This window comes from Marinobacter sp. OP 3.4, from assembly GCF_036224885.1.
Classification (GTDB): Bacteria; Pseudomonadota; Gammaproteobacteria; order Pseudomonadales; family Oleiphilaceae; genus Marinobacter.
The window spans coordinates 12,855-34,624 of sequence record NZ_JAVVLT010000090.1; the positions used below are offsets into that span (position 1 = coordinate 12,855).

Here is a 21,770-nt window from a genome sequence, read left to right on the forward strand (position 1 = left end):
TCACCGGAGGTCCTTGTGGACACTCCGGTTTTTTATGTCTGAGTACAAGGCAGGGATCTTGCGGCGTACATTCCCTTTCCCCAGGAGGGAGGGGGCGCCCGAAGGGTGCCAGAAATCCGACCTGGCAGTCGACCTCTCCACCCTCTCCCCAACCCTCTCCCGTCAAGGGAGAGGGGGCTGAACAGAGGTGGCGGCGAACATTCCCTCTCCCCTTGAGGAAGAGGGCCAGGGAGAGGGGTAGCGTCCGCAGGGCGCCGAGGCTTGGAAGCCTGCCTACTCTCCCCCTCACCCCAACCCCTCTCCCTCCAGGGGAGAGGGGCTTTTCAGGCCGCTTATCTCCGCGGGGGGCTATTTGAACTCCGGCTCCCCCTGCCACTCAAAGAACGTCGGCATATCGGTGGACACCCGGTCGGGATACTCCGCCGCCCGTTTCTCCAGGAAGGATTCCACACCCTCCTTCGCATCCGCCGACGCCCCCCGGGCCTGGATGGCGCGGCTGTCCAACTGGTGGGCCTCCATGGGGTGACTGGCGCCAGCCATGCGCCACAGCATCTGCCGGGTCATGGCAACGGAGACCGGTGCGGTGTTGTCGGCGATGCCCCGGGCCACGGCCACGGCGGCGGGATACAGGTCATCCGGGGCGTGTACCGAACGTACCAGGCCCCTTTTCTCCAGTTCATCGGCGTTGATCAGTCGCCCGCTCATACACCATTCCAGGGCCGTGGACAGGCCCACGGCACGGGAGATAAACCAGGACGAGGCCGCCTCCGGCACAATGCCCCGGCGGGCGAACACAAAGCCGTAACGGGCTTTTTCGGACACCAGCCGCATGTCCATGGCCAGCGACATGGTGGCACCCACCCCCACGGCGGCGCCGTTGATGGCGCCGATCACCGGCTTCAGGCTGCGGAAGATGCGCAGTGACACCAGGCCACCGCCATCCCGGTTGACGCCGTTGGCCAGCGGGTCCGGGGCGTTGCCGGACTGGGCCTTGTAGTCAAAGGTCTCGCCGCCACCGGACAGGTCCGCTCCGGCGCAGAAGGCCTTGCCGGCGCCGGTGACAATCACCGCCCTGACGTCATCGTTGGCGTCGGTGTGATCAAAGGCGGCAATCAGTTCCTCCATCATGGTCAGGGTGAAGGCGTTCATCCGGTCCGGGCGATTGAGGGTGATGGTGGCGATGCCGTCACTGATATCGAGGGTAATGGTTTCGAACGGGGTCATGGTGTCTCCTTGTCGTGAATGCCTTAAGGCTGCGGCATCCGGCGGTTCCGGGGCATCGTCCGATGCGACGAAAACACCGCCATCACCGGATTCGTCGATTCGGACGATGCTCCGGTGGCCCCATCGGACCACGATGAAGAAAAACAAGGAGACCCCCCATGAGCGAAGACACCGCTGTTGAGTACCTGGCCCGGGATGCCGTGGCGTGGATCCGCATGAACCGCCCTGACGCCCTGAACGCCTTCAATGACGTCCTGCGACGGGAGCTGACGGCTGCGCTGAAACAGGCGGCAGAGGACGACGACATCAAGGTGGTGGTGCTGGCGGCCAACGGTCGTGCCTTCAGTGCCGGGGCCGACCTGATGGAGGACAACAGCCCGGACAAGTCCGATGTGACCCGGCAGTTGATGGAGGAATACCACCCCATCCTGTCGACCATCCGTTCCATGCCCAAGCCGGTGATCGGTGTGGCACCGGGTGTCGCCGCCGGTGTCGGTGCCTCGGTGCTGATGAGCTGCGACCAGGTGGTGATGGCGGAGGAAGCCCGCATCTACATGGCCTTCAGTCACATCGGCCTGGTGCCGGATGGAGGCGCCACCTGGCTGCTGTTCCAGGCCCTGGGGTATCACCGGGCCTTCGGACTGATTACCGAAGGGGGCAGCGTCAGCGCTGCCCAATGCCTGGAACTGGGCGTGGCCCGCGCCGTGGTACCCCAGGAACAGGTGGAACAGACTGCCGCCGACATCGCCGCCACCCTGTGCGAGCGGTCCGCACTGGCCACTGCTGAAGCCAAACGGCTGCTGCGAATGGCTGCCACGGCTTCCTATGACGAGGTGTTCAAGGCCGAGGCCGTTGCCCAGAAGAAGTGCCTGGACAGTGACGAGTCCAGACAGGCCATCGCCCGCTTCAAGAACCGCAGCAAGTGACTTCAATGCCTGAACGGGCACTGGTCATCCGTCACCCATACCGGGAGAAACACCGCCATGGCTGAACCTGCACGCAAGGGCCCGGTGCCCGTCAGCGAGACCGGGATGGAAGAAAAACTGACCCCGGTGGTCCGGCGGATCTTCCCCGATGCCACCGTTGAGGGCCTGAAGCGGCTCACTGGCGGGGCAAACCAGCAGATGTGGTCGCTGGATGTAGTGACAGGCAGCAAACACCAACCCATGGTGCTCCGCCAGACCAGCGACTGGAACCGGGATGCCACGGGCACGCTGGCGCTGGACGATGAGGCGCGGCTGGTGATCCGTGCCGGTGAGGGCGGCGTGCCGGTACCGGGGGTTCACCAGATCCTTGAACCGGGTGATGGCCTGGGCACGGGTTACCTGATGGCCCGGCTGGAAGGGGAAACGCTGCCGCCGAAGATCCTGCGGGACGATCGGTATGCCGAGGCTCGCAGCAGGCTGGCCGGACAGTGCGGCGAGGTACTGGCGGCTATCCATCGACTGGATGTGTCGGGTCTGGATTTTTTGCCGGCGACCACACCGGAGGGTGTGGTGGATCAGCTCTACCGGGAGTACCAGGGTCATGGTGAACCCCGGCCCGTGTTCGAGCTGGCTTTCCGCTGGTTGCGGGACCATCTGCCACCGGTCCCGGAAAAACCGGCCCTGGTCCATGGCGACTTCCGCCACGGTAACCTGATGGTGGATGAGGGAGGCCTGATGTCGGTACTGGACTGGGAACTGGCCTGCCTGGGAGACCCCATGGCGGACCTGGGCTGGATGTGCGTGAACTCCTGGCGCTTTGGCCATATCGACCTGCCCGTGGGCGGCTTTGGTACCCGGGAGCAGCTGTTCGACGGCTATGAGGCCGCCAGCGGTGATCGACCCGACCCGGACCGGGTCCGCTTCTGGGAAATCCTCGGCACCCTGCGCTGGGGGGTGATGTGCCAGGGCATGGCCGCGTCCTTCGTGGCCGGTCACGACACCTCGCCGGAGCGGGGCGCCATCGGCCGCCGGGCCTCGGAAACCGAATTGGACCTGCTCCGCGAGCTGGTACCCCTGACCCCCTGAACGGAGATTGCCCCATGCAGGATCTGCCAGACAACACCATGCTGCTGGCCTCGGTCGAGGCATTCCTGAAGGAAGAAGTAATGCCGCAACTGGATGCCGCCGGCGGTTTTCGAGCCCGGGTGGCCGCCAACGCACTGGCCATGGTGCGTCGACACCTGGAGCAGGCGTCTGCCGACAATACCCACGATGAGCGGGAGCGCCTGTACCAGCTCACCGGCAAGAAAGGCACCCTGGCGGGCCAGACCACCGAGTTGTGCCGGCTGATTGCCGACGGCCGCCTGGGTGCCGGCGACCCCCAACTGCGTGATCACCTGTGGCTGACCACCCTTGCCAAGCTGGCGGTGGACCAGCCCCGTTATTCCGGTTACCAGCGGGCCCGGGAGGAGTGGGAGACGTTCCGTGCCAACGCTTCCGGGACCCGGCCCCATTCCTGATTGTTGACGACCCGATCCTGGAGACAGAGCATGGATTTCAACCTGCCACAAGAACTGACCGATTACCTTGCCGAGCTGGACGCTTTCATTGAGAGCACGATCAAACCGCTGGAGCAGAAAGACGACAACATCCGCTTCTTCGATCACCGCCGGGAGTGGGCCCGCACCGACTTTGAAGGCGGCGGCCTGCCCCGGAAGGAATGGGAAGCACTGCTCAAGGAGGTGCGCCGGCTGGCTGACGACGCGGGCCACCTGCGCTTTCCGTTACCCTCCGAGTTCGGCGGCAAGGATGGCTCCAACCTGGCCATGACCGTGATCCGCGAACACCTGGCGGCCAGGGGGCTGGGCCTGCACAACGACCTGCAGAACGAGCACTCCATTGTCGCCAACAACCCCTTCGTGCTGCTGTTCCGGGATTTCGGGAGCCGCGATCAGTACAGCGAATTCGTGGACCGGATGCTCAACGAGGAGTACCAGCTGGCCTTCGGCCTTACCGAACCGGACCACGGCTCCGACGCCACCCACATGGAAACCCGGGCCGTACCGGAGCAGCGGGATGGTGTCGACGGCTGGCTGATCAATGGCGAGAAGATGTGGACCACCGGCATGCACACCGCCACCCACTGTGTGACCTTCGTGCGCACCAGCGGTGACGATGGCGACGCCAGGGGGATCACGGCCCTGATCGTGCCCTCCGACACGCCCGGGGTGAAGGTTGAGGAGTATCTGTGGACCTTCAACATGCCCACGGATCATCCCCGGGTCAGCTTCACCGATGTGTGGGTGCCGGAGTCGGCGGTGTTCGGGCCCATGGACGGTGGCCTGGCCATCGCCCAGCATTTCGTCCACGAGAACCGCATCCGCCAGGCGGCGTCCAGCCTGGGGGCGGCGGACTTCTGCATTCGCGAGAGCGTGACATACGCCCGCCAGCGCAAGCCCTTCGGCCAGGAACTGGCGAAGAACCAGGGCATCCAGTTCCCGATGGTGGAACTGGCGACCCAGGTGGAGATGCTGCGCCTGCTGATCCGCAAGACCGCCTGGGAGATGGACCAGATGTCCAAGCCGGAGGTGGCCAACCAGATCTCCGACAAGGTGGCCATGTGTAACTACTGGTCCAATCGCCTGTGCTGCGAGGCGGCGGATCAGGCCATGCAGGTGCATGGGGGCATCGGCTATTCCCGCCATAAGCCGTTCGAGCATATCTACCGGCACCATCGCCGCTACCGGATCACCGAGGGCTCCGAGGAGATCCAGAAGCGTAAGGTGGGGGCGTTTTTGTTCGGGTATCTGGGGCCTAACCGACGATAGTATTTCTGTTGGTGGGGAGGCTTTCCTGCTTTTCCTGGCGCCCTGCGGTCGCTCCCCCTCTCCCTGGCCCTCTCCCTCCAGGGGAGAGGGAAAGTACGGCTCAGGTCGCGGTGTTGCCCTTCTCCCCTGGAGGGGGAGGGAATTTACGACGCGAACTCTGTGTAGCCCCTCTCCCCCGGAGGGAGAGGGGTTGGGGAGAGGGGGAGCGCCCGAAGGGCGCCAGAGCAGAGCGACACGGTAATAGGTTTGATATTTCTCCCCACAATCTCGTCGCTACCGACGACGCCCATGATCCCTGCCCCTCGACATAATCACTGCCATCATCCAACAACAACACGCGGAGTGATCACCCATGTACCTGACCCAATTCCTCCACAAGGCTGTTCGCGAATACCCCAATGACGAAGCCGTGGTATTCGGTGACCGTCGCCAGACCTGGGCCCGGCTCTGCGACCGGATTGCCCGTCTGGCCGGCGTGATGCAGGCACTGGGGATGGGCGAGGGTGACCGTGTGGGCATCCTGGGCCTGAACTCGGACCGGTACATGGAAACCGTGTTCGCGTCGCTGTGGGGCGGCGGGGTGTTCAACACGGTGAATATCCGCTGGAGTGCCCCCGAGATTGCCTACTCCCTGGATGACTGCGACACCCGAATCCTGTTCGTGGATGACGAGTTTGCACCGCTGGTGCCCACCATCCGGGAGAAGTCCGCCTCCCTGAAAACCGTGGTGTACATGGGAGAGGGGCAGGCGCCCGAAGGCACCGAGGACCTGGAATCCCTGATGGACGGTGCAGGCCCGGTGGCCGACGCCGAACGCCATGGCGATGACCTGGCGGGCATCCTCTATACAGGCGGCACCACCGGTAAACCCAAGGGTGTCATGCTCAGCCACGGTAACCTCTACCTCAGTGCCCTGAGTACAGTGATCCCGGCCTGTCGCCGCGATCGTATCGTGGGCCTGCACTCGGCCCCGTTCTTCCATGTGGCGGGCATCGGCCTGATCGTGCAACTGGCTATCCGGGGCGGTACCCATGTGATCCTGCCCCGTTTCGAGCCGCTACCGGTGATCGAGGCCATCGCGCGGGAAAACGTGAAGGAAACCTTCCTGGTGCCCACCATGCTGCGGGCGGTGCTGGATCATCCCGAGTTCGACAACCACGACACCAGCTCCCTGCGCTGCCTGATCTACGGGGCATCGCCCATGGACCGCACCCTGCTCAAGCGGGCCATGGACAAGCTGCCCAACGCCGACTTCCTGCAGATGTACGGCATGACCGAACTGTCCCCCACGGTGACCATGCTGCTGCCGGAGGTGCATGCCGATCCCGCCCGGCACGACAAGCTGATGGCCGCTGGCAGCCCCACCCACATTGCCGAGATCCGCATCGTCGACCCCATGGACAACGAGGTACCGCGTGGCCAGGTGGGCGAAATCTGCGCCCGTGGTCCGATGGTGATGCAGGGTTACTGGAACAAGGAAGGCCAGACCCGGGAGGCCATCCGCGACGGCTGGATGCACACCGGCGACGCCGGCTACATGGATGACGACGGCTATGTCTTCCTGGTGGACCGCATCAAGGACATGATCGTTACCGGCGGTGAGAACGTCTATTCCGTGGAGGTGGAAGATGTGCTGCTGCAATACCCGGAAGTCGCCCAATGCGCGGTGATCGGTGTGCCGGACGAGAAATGGGGTGAACGGGTGCACGCCGTGGTGGTGCCCAGGGACGGCCAGGAGCTGGACGAGGCTGCGGTCACGGCCTTCTGTAAGGAGCACATAGCCGGCTACAAGTGCCCCCGCAGTTACGAGGTGCGTGACGAGCTGCCCATGTCCGGGGCTGGCAAGCTATTGAAATTCAAGCTTAAGGAAGAGCACTGGAAGGGCCGGGGCCGCAACATTGGCTAGCCGGGGCCAAATCGTCGTAAGCGACGACGAACCCAAACAGGCCATGGCCTTAGAGTCCTGAGACAACGCCAACAATAATCCGGGTGAGGCCTGGCCGCCGACACCCGATTCGAACCTGGAGGTTCACATGACATTCCTGAAGACCATTACCTCATTTGCCGCACCCGTGGTACTGGGCAGTCTGCTGTTCACCGCGGGAGCAAGCGCTGAAACCATCACCCATGCCACCGGTTATCCCCCCAATACCATCGGCGCCAACGGCGCGGAGACGTTTGCCGGTGCGCTGGAGGAACTGTCCGGTGGCGAGATGGACGCCAAGGTCTATGCCAGCTCCCTGCTGAGCTTTTCGGAAACCTCCCCCGGCATCCGTGATGGCATGGCTGATTCCGGCTTTGTGCTGATGTCCTACTATCCGAAAGAATTCCCGGTGTCCAACCTGGCGGCGGAACTGAGCATGCTGGTGAAGCTGGACGACGTGCAGGACAGCACCGCCGGGCTGGCCTTCATGGGGGCCCTTGCCGATTTTGTATTCAATTACTGCGATGAATGCGTGGATGAGTTTGCCGCCCAGAACCAGGTGTTTACCAGCGCCTCGGCCAGCGACAACTACATGCTGCAGTGCAATAAGCCGGTGACCAACCTGGCGCAGATGGAAGGCAAGCGCATCCGTACCTCCGGCCCCCACTGGGCCCGCTGGGTGGAGCACCTTGGTGGCACCCCGGTAACCATGTCGGTGAGTGACCAGTACGAAGCGCTGAACCAGGGCGTCCTGGACTGTACGATCTCCTCCGGGATCGATATGGATATCTTCAAGATCAAGGAAGTGGTGACGGACCTGACGCCGGGGGTCCCCGGTGGTGTCTACGGGGCGACGGCCTTCAATAACATCAACCGGGATGTCTGGAAAGGGCTGACCGAGGACGAGCGCAGGAACGTCCTGCATGCGTCGGCCATTGGCGCCGCCCGTGTCAGTATGGATTATCACATCGGTGCGGCCCGGGAAATGGCCGCGGCCGACAGCCGGGATATCAACGTGCATGAGCCGTCCGAGGAGCTTTTGCAGGCGACCCAGGCATTCATTAAAACTGACATCCCCCGTATCGCCTCGAACTACACGGAGCGCCACGGTGTGGAAGCGGCAGATGAAAAGGTGGCCAAATTCCGCGAACTGCTGGCAAAGTGGTCTGATTTGGTCCGCGACGTTGACAGCGCCGACGCACTGGCGGAGATCTACTGGGACGAACTGTACTCCAAGGTGGATGTGAGCAGCTACGCGCTGTAATGCCGAGGCGTGTTGTCGCCTTCTTCATGAGAAGGAAGCATGATCTCCCTTTTCCCAGGTGGGAGTCGTAATCTCCCCTCTCCCCTGGAGGGAGAGGGGTGGGGGAGAGGGGGAGGACTTAAACTCTGGAGTTCGCCTTTCTCCCCTCTCCCTAACCCCGTTCCGCGCCCCGGCCCTTTGCCGGAGTCAAAGGGCGTTCAGGCGGACGAAGCGATGCTTCGTTTTTCCCGCCTTCACCCCTCCAGGGGAGAGGGGATATAAAGGAGGTAATGTGGACCTCCTGATTCCTCAAAACGATTCCCGAGGCCTCTATGATCACCAAAGACCCGGCAGAACTCGCCGCCTTCCGCCTGAAAGTCCGCCGCTTCATCGAACAGAACGCCGACGAAGAGGTCCTGGAAGCCGGCCGCAAGACTACCAGTTTCTTCCCGCCGTTTGATGCGGTGATGAAATGGCACCGTATCCTCCACAGCCAGGGCTGGTCCGCCATCCGCTGGCCGGAGGAATACGGTGGCACCGGCTGGGACGTGCCCCGGCAGCTTATCTTCGAGGAGGAATGCCGGCGGGCAGGCGTCCCCCTGCTGTTGCCCCAGGGCATTTCCATGGTGGGGCCGGCGATCATCCATTACGGTACCGACGAGCAGAAGCGCAGGCACCTGCCGGGCATACTGTCCGGCAAGGACTTCTGGGCCCAGGGCTACTCTGAGCCCAATGCCGGCTCCGACCTGGCGTCCCTGAAATGCCGGGCCGATCGGGACGGCGACCATTACGTTATCAATGGTTCCAAGACCTGGACCACCTATGCCCATCACGCCAACCGGCTGTTCCTGCTGGTACGCACTGGCGGGTCCGCCGGCAAGCCCCAGCAGGGCATCAGCTTTTTCCTGATCGAGGACCTGACCAACCCTGGCATCGAGATACGCCCCATCATCGGGCTGGACGGAGTGCCAGAGCAGTGTGATGTGTTCTTCACCGATGTCCGGGTGCCGGTGGACTGTTGCCTCGGCGAGGAGAATGACGGCTGGTCCGTGGCCAAGTACCTGCTGGAACACGAGCGCGGCGGTGGTACCTCTTTTGCCACCACGTTCCGCCACGAGCTTGCGCTGATCCGTCGACTGGCGGGCCGCACCGGTGACGGCTTTGGCGGCGTACTGGCAGACGATCCCGTGTTCCAGGACCGCTTTATCCGTCTGAGCCTGGAGGTGGACACCCTGGAGGCCACCGAGGAGGTGTTTGCCGATATGGAGAAGGGCTCGCCCCAGTCCGGCCCCATGAGTTCCATGATCAAGATTACCTCCATGGAAACCCTGCAGCGGATTACCGAGCTGGGCATCGATGTGGCGGGTACGCCGTCCCTGGCACTTCAGCTGGCGGCCCTGACCGTCGGTAGCGGCGTCGAGCCCATCGGCGATGACGACGCACTGACGCTGATGCCAAAATACCTGAACAACCGGGCGGCCTCCATCTTCGGTGGCAGCAATGAAATCCAGCGGAATATCATCGCCAAATCCCTGTTGCGGTAAGGAGACGGACCATGAGTACCCTCAATCAGGAAACCCGGGCGATGCTGGCGGACAGCGTTGATCGCTTCATTCGTACCGAGTACCGCTTTGAAGACCGCCGCCGCAACCTGCAGCACCACCAGGGGCAGTCGCCGGACCACTGGCGCACTTTTGTCGACATGGGCTGGCTGGGCATTCCCTTTGCCGAAGGGCAGGGCGGGCTTGGCGGTGAGATCTCCGATACCGTCGGCGTGATGAAAGGCTTCGGCCAGGGGCTGGTCACCGAGCCGTACCTTGGGGTGGTGAATGCGACGCGCCTGCTGGCACTGGCGGAACAGGGCGATGACCGTCAGCCGTTGCTGGCCGGTGTTCTATCCGGCGACAGCCAGGTCATATTCGCCAGCGAGGGCGCGCAGGGCCGCGGCAACCCGCTGGCAGTAGGCGTAGTGGCGGAGCCGGATGGCACGGGCTATCGGCTCAGCGGTGAGAAGGTGGCGGTACCCTACAGCCGGTCGGCCAGCCATGTGGTGGTGTCCGCCCGCAGCAACGGCGGTGACACCGAAAAGATGGGGGTTGAGCTCTTCCTGATGCCCCTGGATACCCCGGGCCTGGAGATCACCGACTACCCCATGATGGATGGCCACCAGGGCGCCAACCTGACCTTCAACGGTGTAACGGTGAGTCATGCCCAGCAGTTAACAGAGCCGGGTACTGCGGGCTCCCTGGTGCGCCAGGTCCATGCCGAGGGCATCCTGATGCTGGCGGCGGAGGCCGTGGGCATCATGGAAACCCTGGTCAGGAAAACGGTGGCCTACACCCGGACCCGGAAACAGTTCGGCGTCGCCCTGGCCGAGTTCCAAGTGCTCCAGCACCGTATGGCGGATATGTACATTGACGCCACCAGCGTCGCCAATCTGCTCACCCAGACCGCCACCCGCTGGCCATCCGCCGATCCGGAACAGCGCGTGGTGATGGCCTCGAAACTCAAGGCCAGGCTGGGGCCGGCCGCACGCTACGTCGGGCAGCAGGCGGTGCAGTTGCATGGCGGTATCGGCATGACCGATGAGCTGGATATCGGCCACTATTTCAAGCGGCTGACCAGCATTGAACTGCAGTCCGGCAATGCCGGGTGGCATCGGAAGTGGTTGTGGCGGGAGGCGGCTGCCTGAACCGGCAGGTTAAGCCGGCAGCGAACGTCACGCAGCGACCTGTTCGAAGGAAAAGTCCGGAATGTCGGTCCGCTGACTGGCATGTTCAAAAGTGATCGCGCAGATCTGCCCCTCATGGTCCAGATCCACGATGGTATTCTCGTCCAGGTCACGAGTTTCGGCTACGTCCGTTACGCGTAGTTCAATGTATAGCGTATCGGAATCCTGGAAATATTTGATTTTCATGGCCGGAACCTCCGATCAACAAACGCCTCTCGCACCGCTATGCATCACTCATAATCCAGCGTCCGAGTCGCTGACGCAGGTCATTAAGGCGATCGTCAGATATCATGCCAAGCTGCCCCAACAGAAGAGATCCATCGAGTACAGCCAGTCGGGATAATCGAAATACACTTGCCACCTTGAGGCCCGAGGGAGGAAACTCATCACTGGTTGGTTCGAGCACCCAGTCCAGTTTTGGTGCGGCCTGGCGTAACTGCGATGACACCATGCACACCAGCCAATCATCTTTGGCATTATCCAGTTCGCGCAACAACAGGACCGGGCGTTTTTTGCTCTGCTCCAGGTTCGTGTATGGAAACGGCATCAGGGCAATTTGGCCGGGCTGTTTCACTGCCATCGTTCCTTGAGGTCGTCATCTGAGTAAAGATCAGGCTCGCCCTCGATACCTCGCATGGCTTGCTGAGCACTCATGTCTTTGAATTGTCTCTCTGACCAATCCGGTTGTTCATCATTGGTTGAACTACCATAGCGCTGTTCGAGGAACGCGACGAAGTCTATAACCTCCTGTTGGCGGGAAGGAGGTAAACGGCTCACTTTGGAAACGAGATCATCCAGTTGCATAGTGTTGGCCCTCGCCGGAAACCAAGTTTGATTCACTTAGTCGACTATAGCATAGGTGTGTTCAGCGTGATTGAGGCCCGACCCTGTTTCCCCGGAGGGAAACCTGGAGTCTGACCCCAACTCTGAACCCAGTTTCCGGGAGGTCAGTCTTCCACCAGGATAAGATCGTGCTCCGGGCTCAGGCGCTGACCTTCCACCGGGGACAGTGACGCCAGGTCACTGCCGAACAGTTCGGCCACGCGGACGGTGCCTACCCGTTCGCCCACACGCCAGGTGATCGGCTGACCGTTGGGGGCCCGCACCAGGGTGCCGGGTTCATGGACCGCCAGCTCATCACCGGCTTCCAGGCCGTTGGCCCGGCCAGCGGACAGGTAGAGACGCCCGTCATCCGCCTGGAAGGCCTTCATTGCCCAGGGGGCAATGTCAGACCGCTGAGAGGCCATTTCCAGCAGTTCATCCCCACGCTTGCCTGAGGTCAGTGCGGCTTCCGCCCAGCGGGCACCACTGGCGGCATCCACAATGGTCACGGCATCCCCATTCTTGACGGTGATAACCAGGCGCGCGCCTGGGTAGGCGGCCAGCGCCTCAGCGCAGGTTTCGGCGGTGGTGTCGTCGCAGGCCGGTGTATTGGCTATCGCGTCCCGCAGTTCGGAGCGGGGGATCAGTCGGAAACCGTAATCCGCAGCGTTGTTATCCATTTCCCGGAACAGCGGGTCCGAGGCGCCGATAATGGCCAGGTTGGTGCGGAGTTGGCCACTGGCGGGTGCCGCCGCGACTGAGGATGACGATATCGCCTGGGGGCGTGCATTGGCGCTGGAGTTGCCGCTCTCCCAAAACGGAGTGCTCCACTCAGGCTCTTCATGACCAAGAGCATCGTCTACAGTATTCACTTGTTCTTGAGCCTGTTGGTCTGAAACACAGGCTGTCAGTAAAAATACCGCAGAGGCTGCAGTGAGTAGAAAACCAGATCGTATGGGGTAAAACATGTTGGTCGATATCCTCAAAAACAAAAAAGGCAGCATGGATAATACCATGCTGCCCTAGGGTCGCTAAAAACAGATTAACTCGACGGTTTAGAAGTCAACCGACAGATTGGCGGTAACGGCCATGGCATCATTCTCGTCCCAATCGCCAGCTACGCTTGCCAGAGTGTTGCCGGACAGGGAGCCGACTTCGTTGTCAGCAATCAAACCTGCGGTAATCCAAGTTTTGACAGCATCATTAACTTGGTAATGAGCTTGCAGGTCATAAACCATGGAGCTGTCATCGTCGTCACCGTTATCCACGGTCAGATGGCCAATAGAACCTTGGAGCTTGAATTGAGGAGTCAGGTTCAGGCCAACGCGACCAACAATGAACTGCTCGTCATAGTCTTCCAGGCCCAAAGTGCCGCCTAAGCGATAGAGGCTCGCTGCGCTTGCAGTGGATTCAGGGTTGGTGTTTACAACGCTGGCATAGCTGTCAAAGCCAGAAGAGATCAGGCCGCCGTCCTGGGCGCCAATGTATTGGAAGTCCAGGTCAGCCATGCCCACGGAAGTGCCCAGTCTTACATATTGAGCCAGGCTGTCATCGGTGAAGTATTGGCCATTCTCAGTAGCCGCTGCATCAACGCCGCCGTTGGTGGTGTAGTTTAAACCAACCGCAAAGTCCACGGCGTCACCCAGATTGCCGCTCACGTATGGCGAAAACAGGTGTACATCATGAAGAGCGTAGCTCGCGCCGCCATATGGTGTGCCTGCCCCCTCAACAGCCGGAGTGGAAACAACACCTTCATAGTTCTTCAGCCAGTGCACCCAAAGGAGGCCGATGTTCATATCAGCGGCTCGGGTAATCAGGCCGGCTGCCACCATGTCGCCATCGTCTTCATTCTGCAGCGGGTTCGTGTCCTGTCGGCGATCGTAAAGAGCTACCGCAGTGCCGATTGAAGTCGGGAAAATGCCGCTGATGCGGTCACGACGGTCGTCACATACCAGGAAGCAATTATTCCAGTTTGCCGCCTGGCGACCTACGCGGAAGATATTGCCACCCAGCGGAATCTGCACATAGCCCAGGTCGAGACGGACGTTGTCGCCCTTGTTGCCCGTGTTGTATGCGCCGTTGTTGTTGTTACCAACCGGAGTGTTACGACCGCCGTCGCCTGTCCAGCGGTCGCCGGCCAGTTCGATGCTGGTGATCAGGGATACGCCGGACTCGTGCTTGAAGTTGCCTTTCAGGCGGATCAAATGTGCGAAGCCGTCATCGGTGTCACTCTGGTTCGCACTGGGATTTTCTGCCTCATTTTCTACTGCGAAGGCAGTTGCTTCGTACTCAACACCAAAATCTGTTTCCAGGGCATTCGCCATGTTGGCGCCGGCGATTGCCATGCTCAGGATGGAAGCGGTGCCCAGTGCCTTGGTCATCGGACGGGATGTGATCTTGCTTTTCTGTGCCATGGTTTTAAACCCTTATTTTTGTCTAATCGACTCGATTGTTGGACTCAGTGACGCTTTACTACGCGCTTGTTTTTGCTTGTGTTTGTTCCCTGTTGCTCTTTCAAACCTCCGGTTGTTATCCCTGTGGCCAGTTCATGTCAGGCCATTGCAAGCCTGTGGTTGTTCTGGTCGACTGCCCGCCTGTCCTGGAGCAAAACGCAATCCAATCAAGGCAGTTATGGGCAAATGATCAAGTACAGTCTTAGCAGAGAATCCGGTAAAGGCAAGAGCCTTTGCGGGCTGGGACAACACTTTTTGTCGTGTGTCTGATGAGAGTCACACTTCCGTGATGCTTTTTTTGTTCTCTGCTCCAACTGCAGCCTACCATTGGCCGCTTCAGTCAGGACGCCTTCCAGTTAGCAGTCCACCGGATAGTAGGAATAAATTTTTTGTCATGCAATAGCCCCGGTGACTTTTTTACGGCTTTTTTGATGAAATTGTGTTGCACAATGAAACATCCTCCCGGATAAAGTCAACCTTACCGATAGGCGCCCCAAGCGGGTGGCACGGGGTTTTACCTGATTTTTCAATCTTAATCGCCAGGGCCTTCCTCTATCGCCTGCATTCTGTTACCAAATTGCGGTTGGCATCTTGTTCCTAAATTAACTAAGCTGTTCCGCAAAGCAGAACGTTATACCGAAAACGCAGCTTCGAAGCGCGTTTTCAGCATGACCGGTAAGTTGGTTGCTTTGCGATATCGTGTTTCATTAACAGGGTCAGCGTTGGCCCGTTTCTTGATGCGAATTTCGCACTGGTCGTGGCAGCAATATGGGAGCGTGCGTAGAATGCGCGGTTTCTGACGTTCAGTTTCACATCATTAACAGGAGGCGCCCTTTGGACAGTGTTCCAGCCTGGTGCATGGAGGTTGGGTGCCATGGGGCATATTGAGGCACGGGAATCTATGACCTTGAATACTAAAACAAAAGCAGATCTGGTCGAAGCGTCCCCGGATGCACCGGACAAGCCGGAGAAAGATCGCAAGTTCGTGGAGGCGCTCTCTCGGGGGCTGGATGTGCTGCGGGCGTTCAGTCAGGGTTCGGTCATCCTGGGCAATCAGGACATCGCCAGGCTGACCGGCCTGCCGAAACCCACGGTTTCCCGCATGACCTATACCCTGACCAAGCTCGGGTACCTCAGCTATAACCCGGTGCTGGAGAAATACCAGCTCAGCTCCGGTGTACTGGCCCTGGGCTATGCCTATGTCTCCAACCTCAAGGTGCGACAGCTGGCCAAGCCCTACATGGACGAGTTTGCCCGCCGCAATAATATGTCTGTTGGCCTGACCTGCCGCGACCGCCTCCACATGATCTATGTGGAGAACCGGATGCCGCCGGAGGCCTCCCTGCTGCGCATGGAAATCGGCCTCAAGTTGCCCATGGCCACCACGGCTGCGGGCCGTGCCTACGTGTCCTCCCTCACCGAGGATGGCCGCAAGATCCTGATGGAGGCCCTGGCCGAAAAGTATGGCCCCGAAGGCTGGCCGGAAAAGAAGGAAGGCCTGGAGCGCGCCCTGGAAGATTACCGGGAACACGGCTTCTGCCTGACCCTGGGGGAGTGGGACCGCAACATCAATGCCGCCGGTGTTCCGGTTCGGCTGCAGGATGGCACCACCATGGCCCTGACCTGCGCGGCCCCTTCCTACCTGGTGTCCGGTGACAAGCTGCGCAGTTCCATCGCCCACCAGCTGGCGATGCTGGCGAGTGATATCGAGTCCCTCGGAGTGTAGACGCTTTGTGCTCCCCTCTCCCCTGGAGGGAGAGGGGATGTCCGCCGATAGCTGCGTGCAGCCCTGCTGTTTCCCGGTCCATCCCTCACTCTCCTTGATTCGATTCTTTCGGTCTCCGCCGTGTTTTCCCCTCCCGCCCCATCAGGCGTACAATCATTTTCCCCAAGACAGTCTGGTCGCCATTTAGCCAGTCAAGGTTGAAACATTCCGCAAACTTGTATTAAATCTCCGGTCTGTTTCGCTTAATAAAACTCCATTCCATGTTTGCGCAAGGAGGATCTATGTCCGACGTCGTAACCTATAACCGCGAAGGCGCCATCGGCGTTATCACCGTCAACTACCCGCCGGTGAACGCGCTGAGCCACGCCGTACGTTCCGGCATCCAGGGCGCCATCGAGCAGGGTCGTAATGATGCGGACGCCAAGGCTCTCCTCATCGTATGTGATGGTCGCACCTTTATTGCCGGTGCAGACATTCGTGAGTTCGGCAAGCCCATGCAGGAGCCGGGTCTGCCGGAGGTGGTCAACTTCATCGAAGCCACAGACAAGCCTGTTGTTGCCGCGATCCACGGTACTGCCCTGGGTGGTGGTCTGGAAGTGGCCCTGGGTTGCCATTACCGCGTTGCCGTACCCAGCGCCAAGGTAGGTCTGCCGGAAGTGAAGCTCGGTCTGCTGCCGGGTGCCGGTGGTACCCAGCGCCTGCCGCGCCTGGCCGGTGCCCAGAAATCCCTGGAAATGATTACCTCTGGCGAGTTCGTCGCCGCGAAGAATGCCGCTGAGCTGGGCATCGTCGACGAAGTGGCCGATAACGAAGACGTAAAGGCCGCTGGCCTGGCCTTCGCCCAGAAGGTCATTGACGAAGGCAAGCCGGTGCGCCGTGTCAGCGAACTGAACGACAAGCTGGAAGCCGAGAAGGGCAGTGACGTTTTCAACCAGTTCCGCGAAGGCCTGAAGAAAAAGGCCCGTGGCCTGATCGCCCCCCTCAAGTGTGCCGATGCGGTGGAAGCCGCCTTTACCTCCGCCTCCTTCGAGGACGGCATGAAGCGTGAGCGTGAACTGTTCGGTGAGTTGATGGAATCCGACCAGCGTGCCGGCTTGATTCACTCCTTCTTCGCCGAGCGTGAAGTTTCCAAGGTTCCCGGCCTGCCGAAAGACACCCCGATCCGTGATATCAAGACCGTGGGTGTTATCGGTGCCGGCACCATGGGCGGCGGTATCGCCATGAACTTCGCCAACGTCGGCATCCCCGTTACCATCGCGGAAGTGAAGCAGGAAGCCCTGGACAAGGGCCTGGCGATCATCCGCAAGAACTACGAGAACACCGCCAAGAAAGGCCGCCTGACCATGGAGCAGGTGGAAGAGCGCATGAGCCTGATCAACGGCACCCTCACCTACGACGATTTCGCCGATGTCGACCTGGTGATCGAAGCCGTATTCGAGCGCATGGACATCAAGAAGAGCATCTTCAGCGAGCTGGACGAGAAGTGTAAGCCGGGTGCCATCCTGGCCTCCAACACCTCCACCCTGGACATCGACGAGATTGCTTCCGCCACCAAGCGTCCGGAAGACGTGATCGGCCTGCACTTCTTCAGCCCGGCCAACGTCATGAAGCTGCTGGAAATCGTCCGTGGTGAGAAAACCGCCGACGACGTCAAGGCCACCGCCATGAACCTGGCCAAGCGCATCAAGAAGGTGGGCGTACTGGTTGGCAACTGCCACGGCTTCGTGGGCAACCGCATGCTGCACAAGCGTGGTGCGGAAGCCATGGCTCTGGTGGACGACGGCGCCAAGCCGGAGCAGGTGGACAAGGTGCTGACCGACCTGGGCTTCCCCATGGGGCAGTTCGCCATGGGCGACCTGGCGGGTATCGACATCGGCCACAGCATCCGCGAGGAGCGTCGCAAGGCCGGCGAGAACGTACCGCCGAGCTGGATGGACAAGCTTGTCGAGAAGGGCCGCCTGGGTCAGAAGACCATGGCCGGTACCTACAAATATGAGGAAGGCAACCGCAAGCCGATCCCGGATCCGGAAGTGGAAGAGATCATCGCCGAGTTCCGCAAGGAGCAGGGCATCACGCCCCGTGAGGTGACCGACCAGGAAATCCTCGAGCGCTGCATGTACGTGATGATCAACGAAGGCGCCAAGATCCTGGAAGAGGGCATCGCCGACCGTTCCCTGGATATCGACATCACCTGGATCTACGGCTACGGCTTCCCGGCCTATCGCGGTGGCCCCATGTTCTGGGCCGACCAGATCGGCCTGGACAAGATCCTGGACGCGGTGAAGAAGTACCACAAAGAGGTGGGCGGCAAGCAGTGGGAGCCGTCTCCGCTGCTGGAAAAGCTGGTAGCCGAGAACAAGAAGTTCGGCGACCTGTAAGCCAATACTGATTCGCTGCGGCATCGCCTCCCCTCTCCCTCGTTGGGGAGAGGGGAGGCAAAACGCAGGCTTGGCCAGTTCGTCCAACTTGATGGCCAACCCTGAGTTCCGTCCCGCAGCTGACTCTATTCAAAGAGGACACATCCATGTCTGATGCAGTTATCGTCTCCACCGCCCGTACCGGTCTGGGCAAGTCCTACCGGGGCGCGCTGAACAACAGCCACAGCGTTGATATCGCTGGTCACGTCATCAAGCATGCCGTCGAGCGCGCTGGTCTCGACCCGAATATCGTTGAGGACGTGATCCTCGGCGCCACCTTCCACGAAGGGGCCCAGGGCAAGAACATGGCCCGCCTGGCGGCAATCCGCGCCGGTCTGCCGGTGACCACGGCTGGTCTGTCCATCAACCGTTTCTGCTCCTCCGGCCTGCAGTCCATCGCCATCGCTTCCCAGCGTGTGGTCTCCGAGAAGGTGCCTGCCATCGTCGCCGGTGGTGTTGAGTCCATCTCCCTGGTGCAGAACGACAAGCTCAACCAGTTCAAGGCCACCAACGAGTGGCTGATGAAGAACAAGCCGGAGCTGTACCTGTCCATGATCGAGACCGCTGACATCGTGGCCCAGCGCTACAACGTCAGTCGCGAGGCCCAGGACGAGTATGCCCTGATCTCCCAGCAGCGCACCGCCGCTGGCCAGGAATCCGGCAAGTTCGACGACGAGATCGTGCCCTACGACGCCACCATGCTGGTGAAGGACAAGGAAACCGGTGAGGTCAGCGAGAAAGACGTCACCCTGACCAAGGATGAGTGCAACCGCCCGAACACCACCCTGGAAGGCCTGCAGGGCCTGGACCCGGTCCGTGGTGAGGGCAACTTCGTCACCGCCGGCAACGCCTCCCAGCTGTCCGACGGCGCCTCCGTGTGCACCGTGATGAACAGCACCTACGCCGAGAAGAACAACATCGAACCGATGGGTATCTTCCGCGGCTTCGCGGTTGCCGGCTGTGAGCCGGACGAGATGGGTATCGGCCCGGTCTTCGCCATCCCGCGCCTGCTGGAGCGTAACGGCCTGACCATGGACGACATCGACCTGTGGGAGCTGAACGAAGCCTTCGCCTCCCAGGTCGTGTACTGCCGTGACCGTCTGGGTATCCCCATGGAAAAACTGAACGTGAATGGTGGCTCCATCGCCGTGGGTCACCCCTATGGTGTCACCGGCTCCCGCCTGACCGGCCACGCGCTGATTGAAGGCAAGCGCCGCGGTGCCAAGTACGTGGTGGTCACCATGTGCATCGGCGGCGGCCAGGGTGCTGCCGGCCTGTTCGAGGTAGTCTGAGCAGGCGAATAAGAGAGGGGGCGGGCGAGAGTTCGCCCCCTTTTTTATGGACTCGATGGCTGATGGTCACCGAGTGTGAGGGGGACTCCGCTTTTACCCCCTCTCCCTCGACGGGAGAGGGTTGGGGAGAGGGTGGGGCAGGCGACTCCGGGTTCGCATCGTTTTCAGTACTGGCGTGAGCTGGCTGAGGCGGGAGTCTTTGTCAGGCTTCTGGCGCCCTGCGGGCGCTCCCCCTCTCCCTGGCCCCGCTCCGCGCCCCGGCCCTTGTCCAGAGGCCAAGGGCGTTCAGGGGGGCGAAGCGATGCTTCGCTTTAACCCCCTTCACCCCTCGTTGGGGAGAGGGGATGCATGTCTCCAGCTTTTTTAAAGGGCATTCAGCAGTGCAACAGAACATCATCAACACCCAGGACCTGGAATTCCAGCTCTTCGAACTCCACCAGGTCGAAGATTTCCTACAGTACGACCGTTACTCCGACCACAGTCGCGAAACCCTCCAGGCCGCCCTGGACCTGGCCCTGAAAGTGGCGGCGGAAGAGTTCGCGCCCCACGCCCGTGCCGTGGACGAGGAAGAGCCGACCTTCGAGAATGGTCAGGTGGTGATGCGCCCGGAAGTCAGAAAGGCGCTGGATGTCCTGAAGGAAACCGGGCTGCTGGCGGCCACCCAGGATTTTGAGCGGGGCGGGATGCAGTTGCCCAGTGCCGTGGGCCAGATGTGCGTGGGTCTGCTCAAGGGCGCCAACGTCGGTACCCAGGCCTATGCCGGCCTGACCATCGCCGCAGCCAACCTGATCCTGACCCAGGGCAGCGATGAGCAGAAGATCCGCTACGCCGAACCCATGCTCAGCGGCCGCTTCTTCGGCACCATGTGCCTGACCGAGCCCCATTCCGGCTCCTCCCTGGGCGATCTGCGTACCCGGGCGGAACCGGCTGGCGATGGCAGTTATCGCCTCAAGGGCAACAAGATCTTTATTTCCGCCGGCGACCATGAGCTGAGCGACAACATCGTCCACATGGTGCTGGCAAGGCTGCCGGATGCCCCTCCCGGCGTGAAGGGCATCTCCCTGTTCATCGTGCCCAAGTTCCTGGTCAACGGGGACGGGAGTCTGGGCGAGCGCAACGATGTGGCGCTGGCCGGGCTGATCCACAAGATGGGCTACCGGGGCACCACCTCCACCATGCTCAACTTTGGCGAGAAGGATGGTGCCGTTGGCTACCTGGTGGGCGAGCCCCATAACGGCCTGGCGGCCATGTTCCACATGATGAACGAGGCCCGCATCGGCGTGGGCCTGGGTTCGGTGATGCTGGGCTATACCGGTTACCTGCATGCCCTGGAATACGCCCGCGAACGCCGCCAGGGCCGTCCCGTTGGCAACAAGGACCCGGAGTCGCCCCAGGTACCGCTGATCGAGCATGCCGATATCCGCCGCATGCTGCTGACCATGAAAGCCTATGTGGAAGGCGGACTGTCCCTGGCCCTGCAGGGCTCAAGGCTGGTGGACGAGAAGAAGGTGGCGAAAACCGACGAAGAACGCGACATGGCCGCCGGCCTGCTGGACCTGCTGACCCCGCTGATCAAGTCCTGGCCGTCCCAGTTCTGCCTGGAGGCCAACAGTCTGGCGATCCAGGTGCACGGTGGCTATGGTTATACCCGGGAATATCCGGTGGAGCAGTTCTACCGGGACAACCGCCTGAACCCGATCCACGAGGGCACCCATGGCATCCAGGGCATGGACCTGCTTGGTCGCAAGATTTCCATGGCCGGGGGCCGGTACTACCAGGAACTGCTGCGTCGCATTGCTGCCACAATAGAGCAGGCCCGCTCCCATGAGCGGCTGGCGGACAATGCCCGTCGTCTCGAGGAAACGGTGAGTCTGTTGACTGAGGCAACCGATAAAATCCAGGCGATCAGGAAGGAGGGGCAGGTGGAACGTGCGCTCGCCAACGCGTCCCTGTATCTTGAAGCCTTCGGACATATGGTGGTGGGCTGGCTCTGGCTGCGTCAGGGCCTGGTGGCATCCAGTGCACTGGATAACGGTGGCCCGCAACCGGAAGCATTTTACCGGGGCAAGCTGAAGGCCTGCGATTTCTTCAGCCGTTACGAATTGCCCAGGGTCCATGGGCTGGCCCAATTGCTGGGAGAGGTGGATACCTCTGCCCTGGATATGGAAGCGGAAAGCTTCTGAC

The 21,770-nt window shown here is 61.2% G+C and carries 18 protein-coding genes; 12 read left to right on the forward strand and 6 right to left on the reverse strand.

Features of this window, described 5'->3' with window-relative positions; genetic code table 11:
* Positions 1-348 precede the first annotated feature (348 nt).
* The gene (locus RO069_RS14620) at positions 349-1,224 is read right to left on the reverse strand and encodes a crotonase/enoyl-CoA hydratase family protein (RefSeq protein ID WP_328188470.1); all 876 of its coding nucleotides are present in this window, start codon (positions 1,222-1,224) and stop codon (positions 349-351) included.
* A 158-nt stretch (positions 1,225-1,382) separates the two neighbouring features.
* On the opposite strand from RO069_RS14620, the gene RO069_RS14625 reads away from it, so the two are divergent.
* The 8 genes from RO069_RS14625 to RO069_RS14660 all read left to right on the forward strand — a co-directional run bounded on the left by RO069_RS14625 (position 1,383) and on the right by RO069_RS14660 (position 10,837).
* A complete protein-coding gene (locus RO069_RS14625; protein WP_328188472.1) occupies positions 1,383-2,150 on the forward strand; it encodes an enoyl-CoA hydratase/isomerase family protein in 768 nt (255 codons plus the stop codon).
* Between the two features lie 57 nt (positions 2,151-2,207).
* Positions 2,208-3,236, forward strand: a complete 1,029-nt coding sequence (locus tag RO069_RS14630) for a phosphotransferase family protein (protein WP_328188474.1) — start codon at positions 2,208-2,210, stop codon at positions 3,234-3,236.
* A gap of 14 nt (positions 3,237-3,250) precedes the next feature.
* The gene (locus RO069_RS14635; RefSeq protein ID WP_328188475.1) at positions 3,251-3,670 is read left to right on the forward strand and encodes a DUF6285 domain-containing protein; all 420 of its coding nucleotides are present in this window, start codon (positions 3,251-3,253) and stop codon (positions 3,668-3,670) included.
* Between the two features lie 30 nt (positions 3,671-3,700).
* Positions 3,701-4,978 carry an acyl-CoA dehydrogenase family protein gene (locus RO069_RS14640; RefSeq protein WP_328188476.1) on the forward strand — a complete coding sequence of 426 codons (1,278 nt, stop codon included), beginning with the start codon at positions 3,701-3,703 and terminating at the stop codon, positions 4,976-4,978.
* Positions 4,979-5,330: 352 nt separating this feature from the next.
* Entirely contained in the window at positions 5,331-6,884 is a 1,554-nt protein-coding gene (locus tag RO069_RS14645) for a long-chain-fatty-acid--CoA ligase (RefSeq protein ID WP_328188478.1), read from the forward strand.
* 127 nt (positions 6,885-7,011) lie between these two features.
* Positions 7,012-8,166 carry a C4-dicarboxylate TRAP transporter substrate-binding protein gene (locus tag RO069_RS14650; RefSeq protein WP_328188480.1) on the forward strand — a complete coding sequence of 385 codons (1,155 nt, stop codon included), beginning with the start codon at positions 7,012-7,014 and terminating at the stop codon, positions 8,164-8,166.
* Positions 8,167-8,477: 311 nt separating this feature from the next.
* Positions 8,478-9,689 carry an acyl-CoA dehydrogenase family protein gene (locus RO069_RS14655; RefSeq protein ID WP_328188482.1) on the forward strand — a complete coding sequence of 404 codons (1,212 nt, stop codon included), beginning with the start codon at positions 8,478-8,480 and terminating at the stop codon, positions 9,687-9,689.
* A gap of 11 nt (positions 9,690-9,700) precedes the next feature.
* The gene (locus RO069_RS14660) at positions 9,701-10,837 is read left to right on the forward strand and encodes an acyl-CoA dehydrogenase family protein (RefSeq protein ID WP_328188484.1); all 1,137 of its coding nucleotides are present in this window, start codon (positions 9,701-9,703) and stop codon (positions 10,835-10,837) included.
* A gap of 27 nt (positions 10,838-10,864) precedes the next feature.
* Here RO069_RS14660 and RO069_RS14665 read toward each other — a convergent pair whose 3' ends face one another.
* The 5 genes from RO069_RS14665 to RO069_RS14685 form a co-directional block, all read right to left on the reverse strand.
* Entirely contained in the window at positions 10,865-11,062 is a 198-nt protein-coding gene (locus RO069_RS14665; RefSeq protein WP_328188486.1) for a DUF2283 domain-containing protein, read from the reverse strand.
* Positions 11,063-11,099: 37 nt separating this feature from the next.
* On the reverse strand, positions 11,100-11,450 hold the full coding sequence (locus tag RO069_RS14670; RefSeq protein ID WP_328188488.1) for a type II toxin-antitoxin system PemK/MazF family toxin: 351 nt from the start codon (positions 11,448-11,450) through the stop codon (positions 11,100-11,102).
* Positions 11,447-11,680, reverse strand: a complete 234-nt coding sequence (locus RO069_RS14675; protein WP_328188490.1) for a DUF2281 domain-containing protein — start codon at positions 11,678-11,680, stop codon at positions 11,447-11,449. Before RO069_RS14675 ends, RO069_RS14670 begins: the two co-directional genes overlap by 4 nt.
* A 143-nt stretch (positions 11,681-11,823) precedes the next feature.
* Positions 11,824-12,570: a hypothetical protein gene (locus tag RO069_RS14680; RefSeq protein WP_328188492.1), complete on the reverse strand. Its 747-nt coding sequence runs from the start codon at positions 12,568-12,570 to the stop codon at positions 11,824-11,826.
* A 183-nt stretch (positions 12,571-12,753) separates the two neighbouring features.
* On the reverse strand, positions 12,754-14,112 hold the full coding sequence (locus RO069_RS14685) for a hypothetical protein (protein WP_328188494.1): 1,359 nt from the start codon (positions 14,110-14,112) through the stop codon (positions 12,754-12,756).
* 970 nt (positions 14,113-15,082) lie between these two features.
* On the opposite strand from RO069_RS14685, the gene RO069_RS14690 reads away from it, so the two are divergent.
* The 4 genes from RO069_RS14690 (at position 15,083) to RO069_RS14705 (ending at position 21,769) form a co-directional block, all read left to right on the forward strand.
* Complete coding sequence (locus RO069_RS14690; RefSeq protein ID WP_328188509.1) at positions 15,083-15,877, forward strand: IclR family transcriptional regulator; 795 nt, start codon at positions 15,083-15,085, stop codon at positions 15,875-15,877.
* Between the two features lie 281 nt (positions 15,878-16,158).
* Positions 16,159-18,255: a 3-hydroxyacyl-CoA dehydrogenase NAD-binding domain-containing protein gene (locus RO069_RS14695; RefSeq protein WP_328188495.1), complete on the forward strand. Its 2,097-nt coding sequence runs from the start codon at positions 16,159-16,161 to the stop codon at positions 18,253-18,255.
* Between the two features lie 146 nt (positions 18,256-18,401).
* Entirely contained in the window at positions 18,402-19,586 is a 1,185-nt protein-coding gene (locus RO069_RS14700) for an acetyl-CoA C-acyltransferase (protein ID WP_328188497.1), read from the forward strand.
* A 380-nt stretch (positions 19,587-19,966) separates the two neighbouring features.
* Entirely contained in the window at positions 19,967-21,769 is a 1,803-nt protein-coding gene (locus RO069_RS14705) for an acyl-CoA dehydrogenase (protein ID WP_328188498.1), read from the forward strand.
* The last annotated feature ends 1 nt before the right edge of the window (position 21,770 follow it).

Bases quoted from the DNA above. Each gene is read 5' to 3' on its own strand.
- RO069_RS14620 (WP_328188470.1), bottom strand. From the start codon at position 1,224: ATGACCCCGTTCGAAACCATTACCCTCGATATCAGTGACGGCATCGCC.
- RO069_RS14625 (WP_328188472.1), top strand. From the start codon at position 1,383: ATGAGCGAAGACACCGCTGTTGAGTACCTGGCCCGGGATGCCGTGGCG.
- RO069_RS14630 (WP_328188474.1), top strand. From the start codon at position 2,208: ATGGCTGAACCTGCACGCAAGGGCCCGGTGCCCGTCAGCGAGACCGGG.
- RO069_RS14635 (WP_328188475.1), top strand. From the start codon at position 3,251: ATGCAGGATCTGCCAGACAACACCATGCTGCTGGCCTCGGTCGAGGCA.
- RO069_RS14640 (WP_328188476.1), top strand. From the start codon at position 3,701: ATGGATTTCAACCTGCCACAAGAACTGACCGATTACCTTGCCGAGCTG.
- RO069_RS14645 (WP_328188478.1), top strand. From the start codon at position 5,331: ATGTACCTGACCCAATTCCTCCACAAGGCTGTTCGCGAATACCCCAAT.
- RO069_RS14650 (WP_328188480.1), top strand. From the start codon at position 7,012: ATGACATTCCTGAAGACCATTACCTCATTTGCCGCACCCGTGGTACTG.
- RO069_RS14655 (WP_328188482.1), top strand. From the start codon at position 8,478: ATGATCACCAAAGACCCGGCAGAACTCGCCGCCTTCCGCCTGAAAGTC.
- RO069_RS14660 (WP_328188484.1), top strand. From the start codon at position 9,701: ATGAGTACCCTCAATCAGGAAACCCGGGCGATGCTGGCGGACAGCGTT.
- RO069_RS14665 (WP_328188486.1), bottom strand. From the start codon at position 11,062: ATGAAAATCAAATATTTCCAGGATTCCGATACGCTATACATTGAACTA.
- RO069_RS14675 (WP_328188490.1), bottom strand. From the start codon at position 11,680: ATGCAACTGGATGATCTCGTTTCCAAAGTGAGCCGTTTACCTCCTTCC.
- RO069_RS14685 (WP_328188494.1), bottom strand. From the start codon at position 14,112: ATGGCACAGAAAAGCAAGATCACATCCCGTCCGATGACCAAGGCACTG.
- RO069_RS14695 (WP_328188495.1), top strand. From the start codon at position 16,159: ATGTCCGACGTCGTAACCTATAACCGCGAAGGCGCCATCGGCGTTATC.
- RO069_RS14700 (WP_328188497.1), top strand. From the start codon at position 18,402: ATGTCTGATGCAGTTATCGTCTCCACCGCCCGTACCGGTCTGGGCAAG.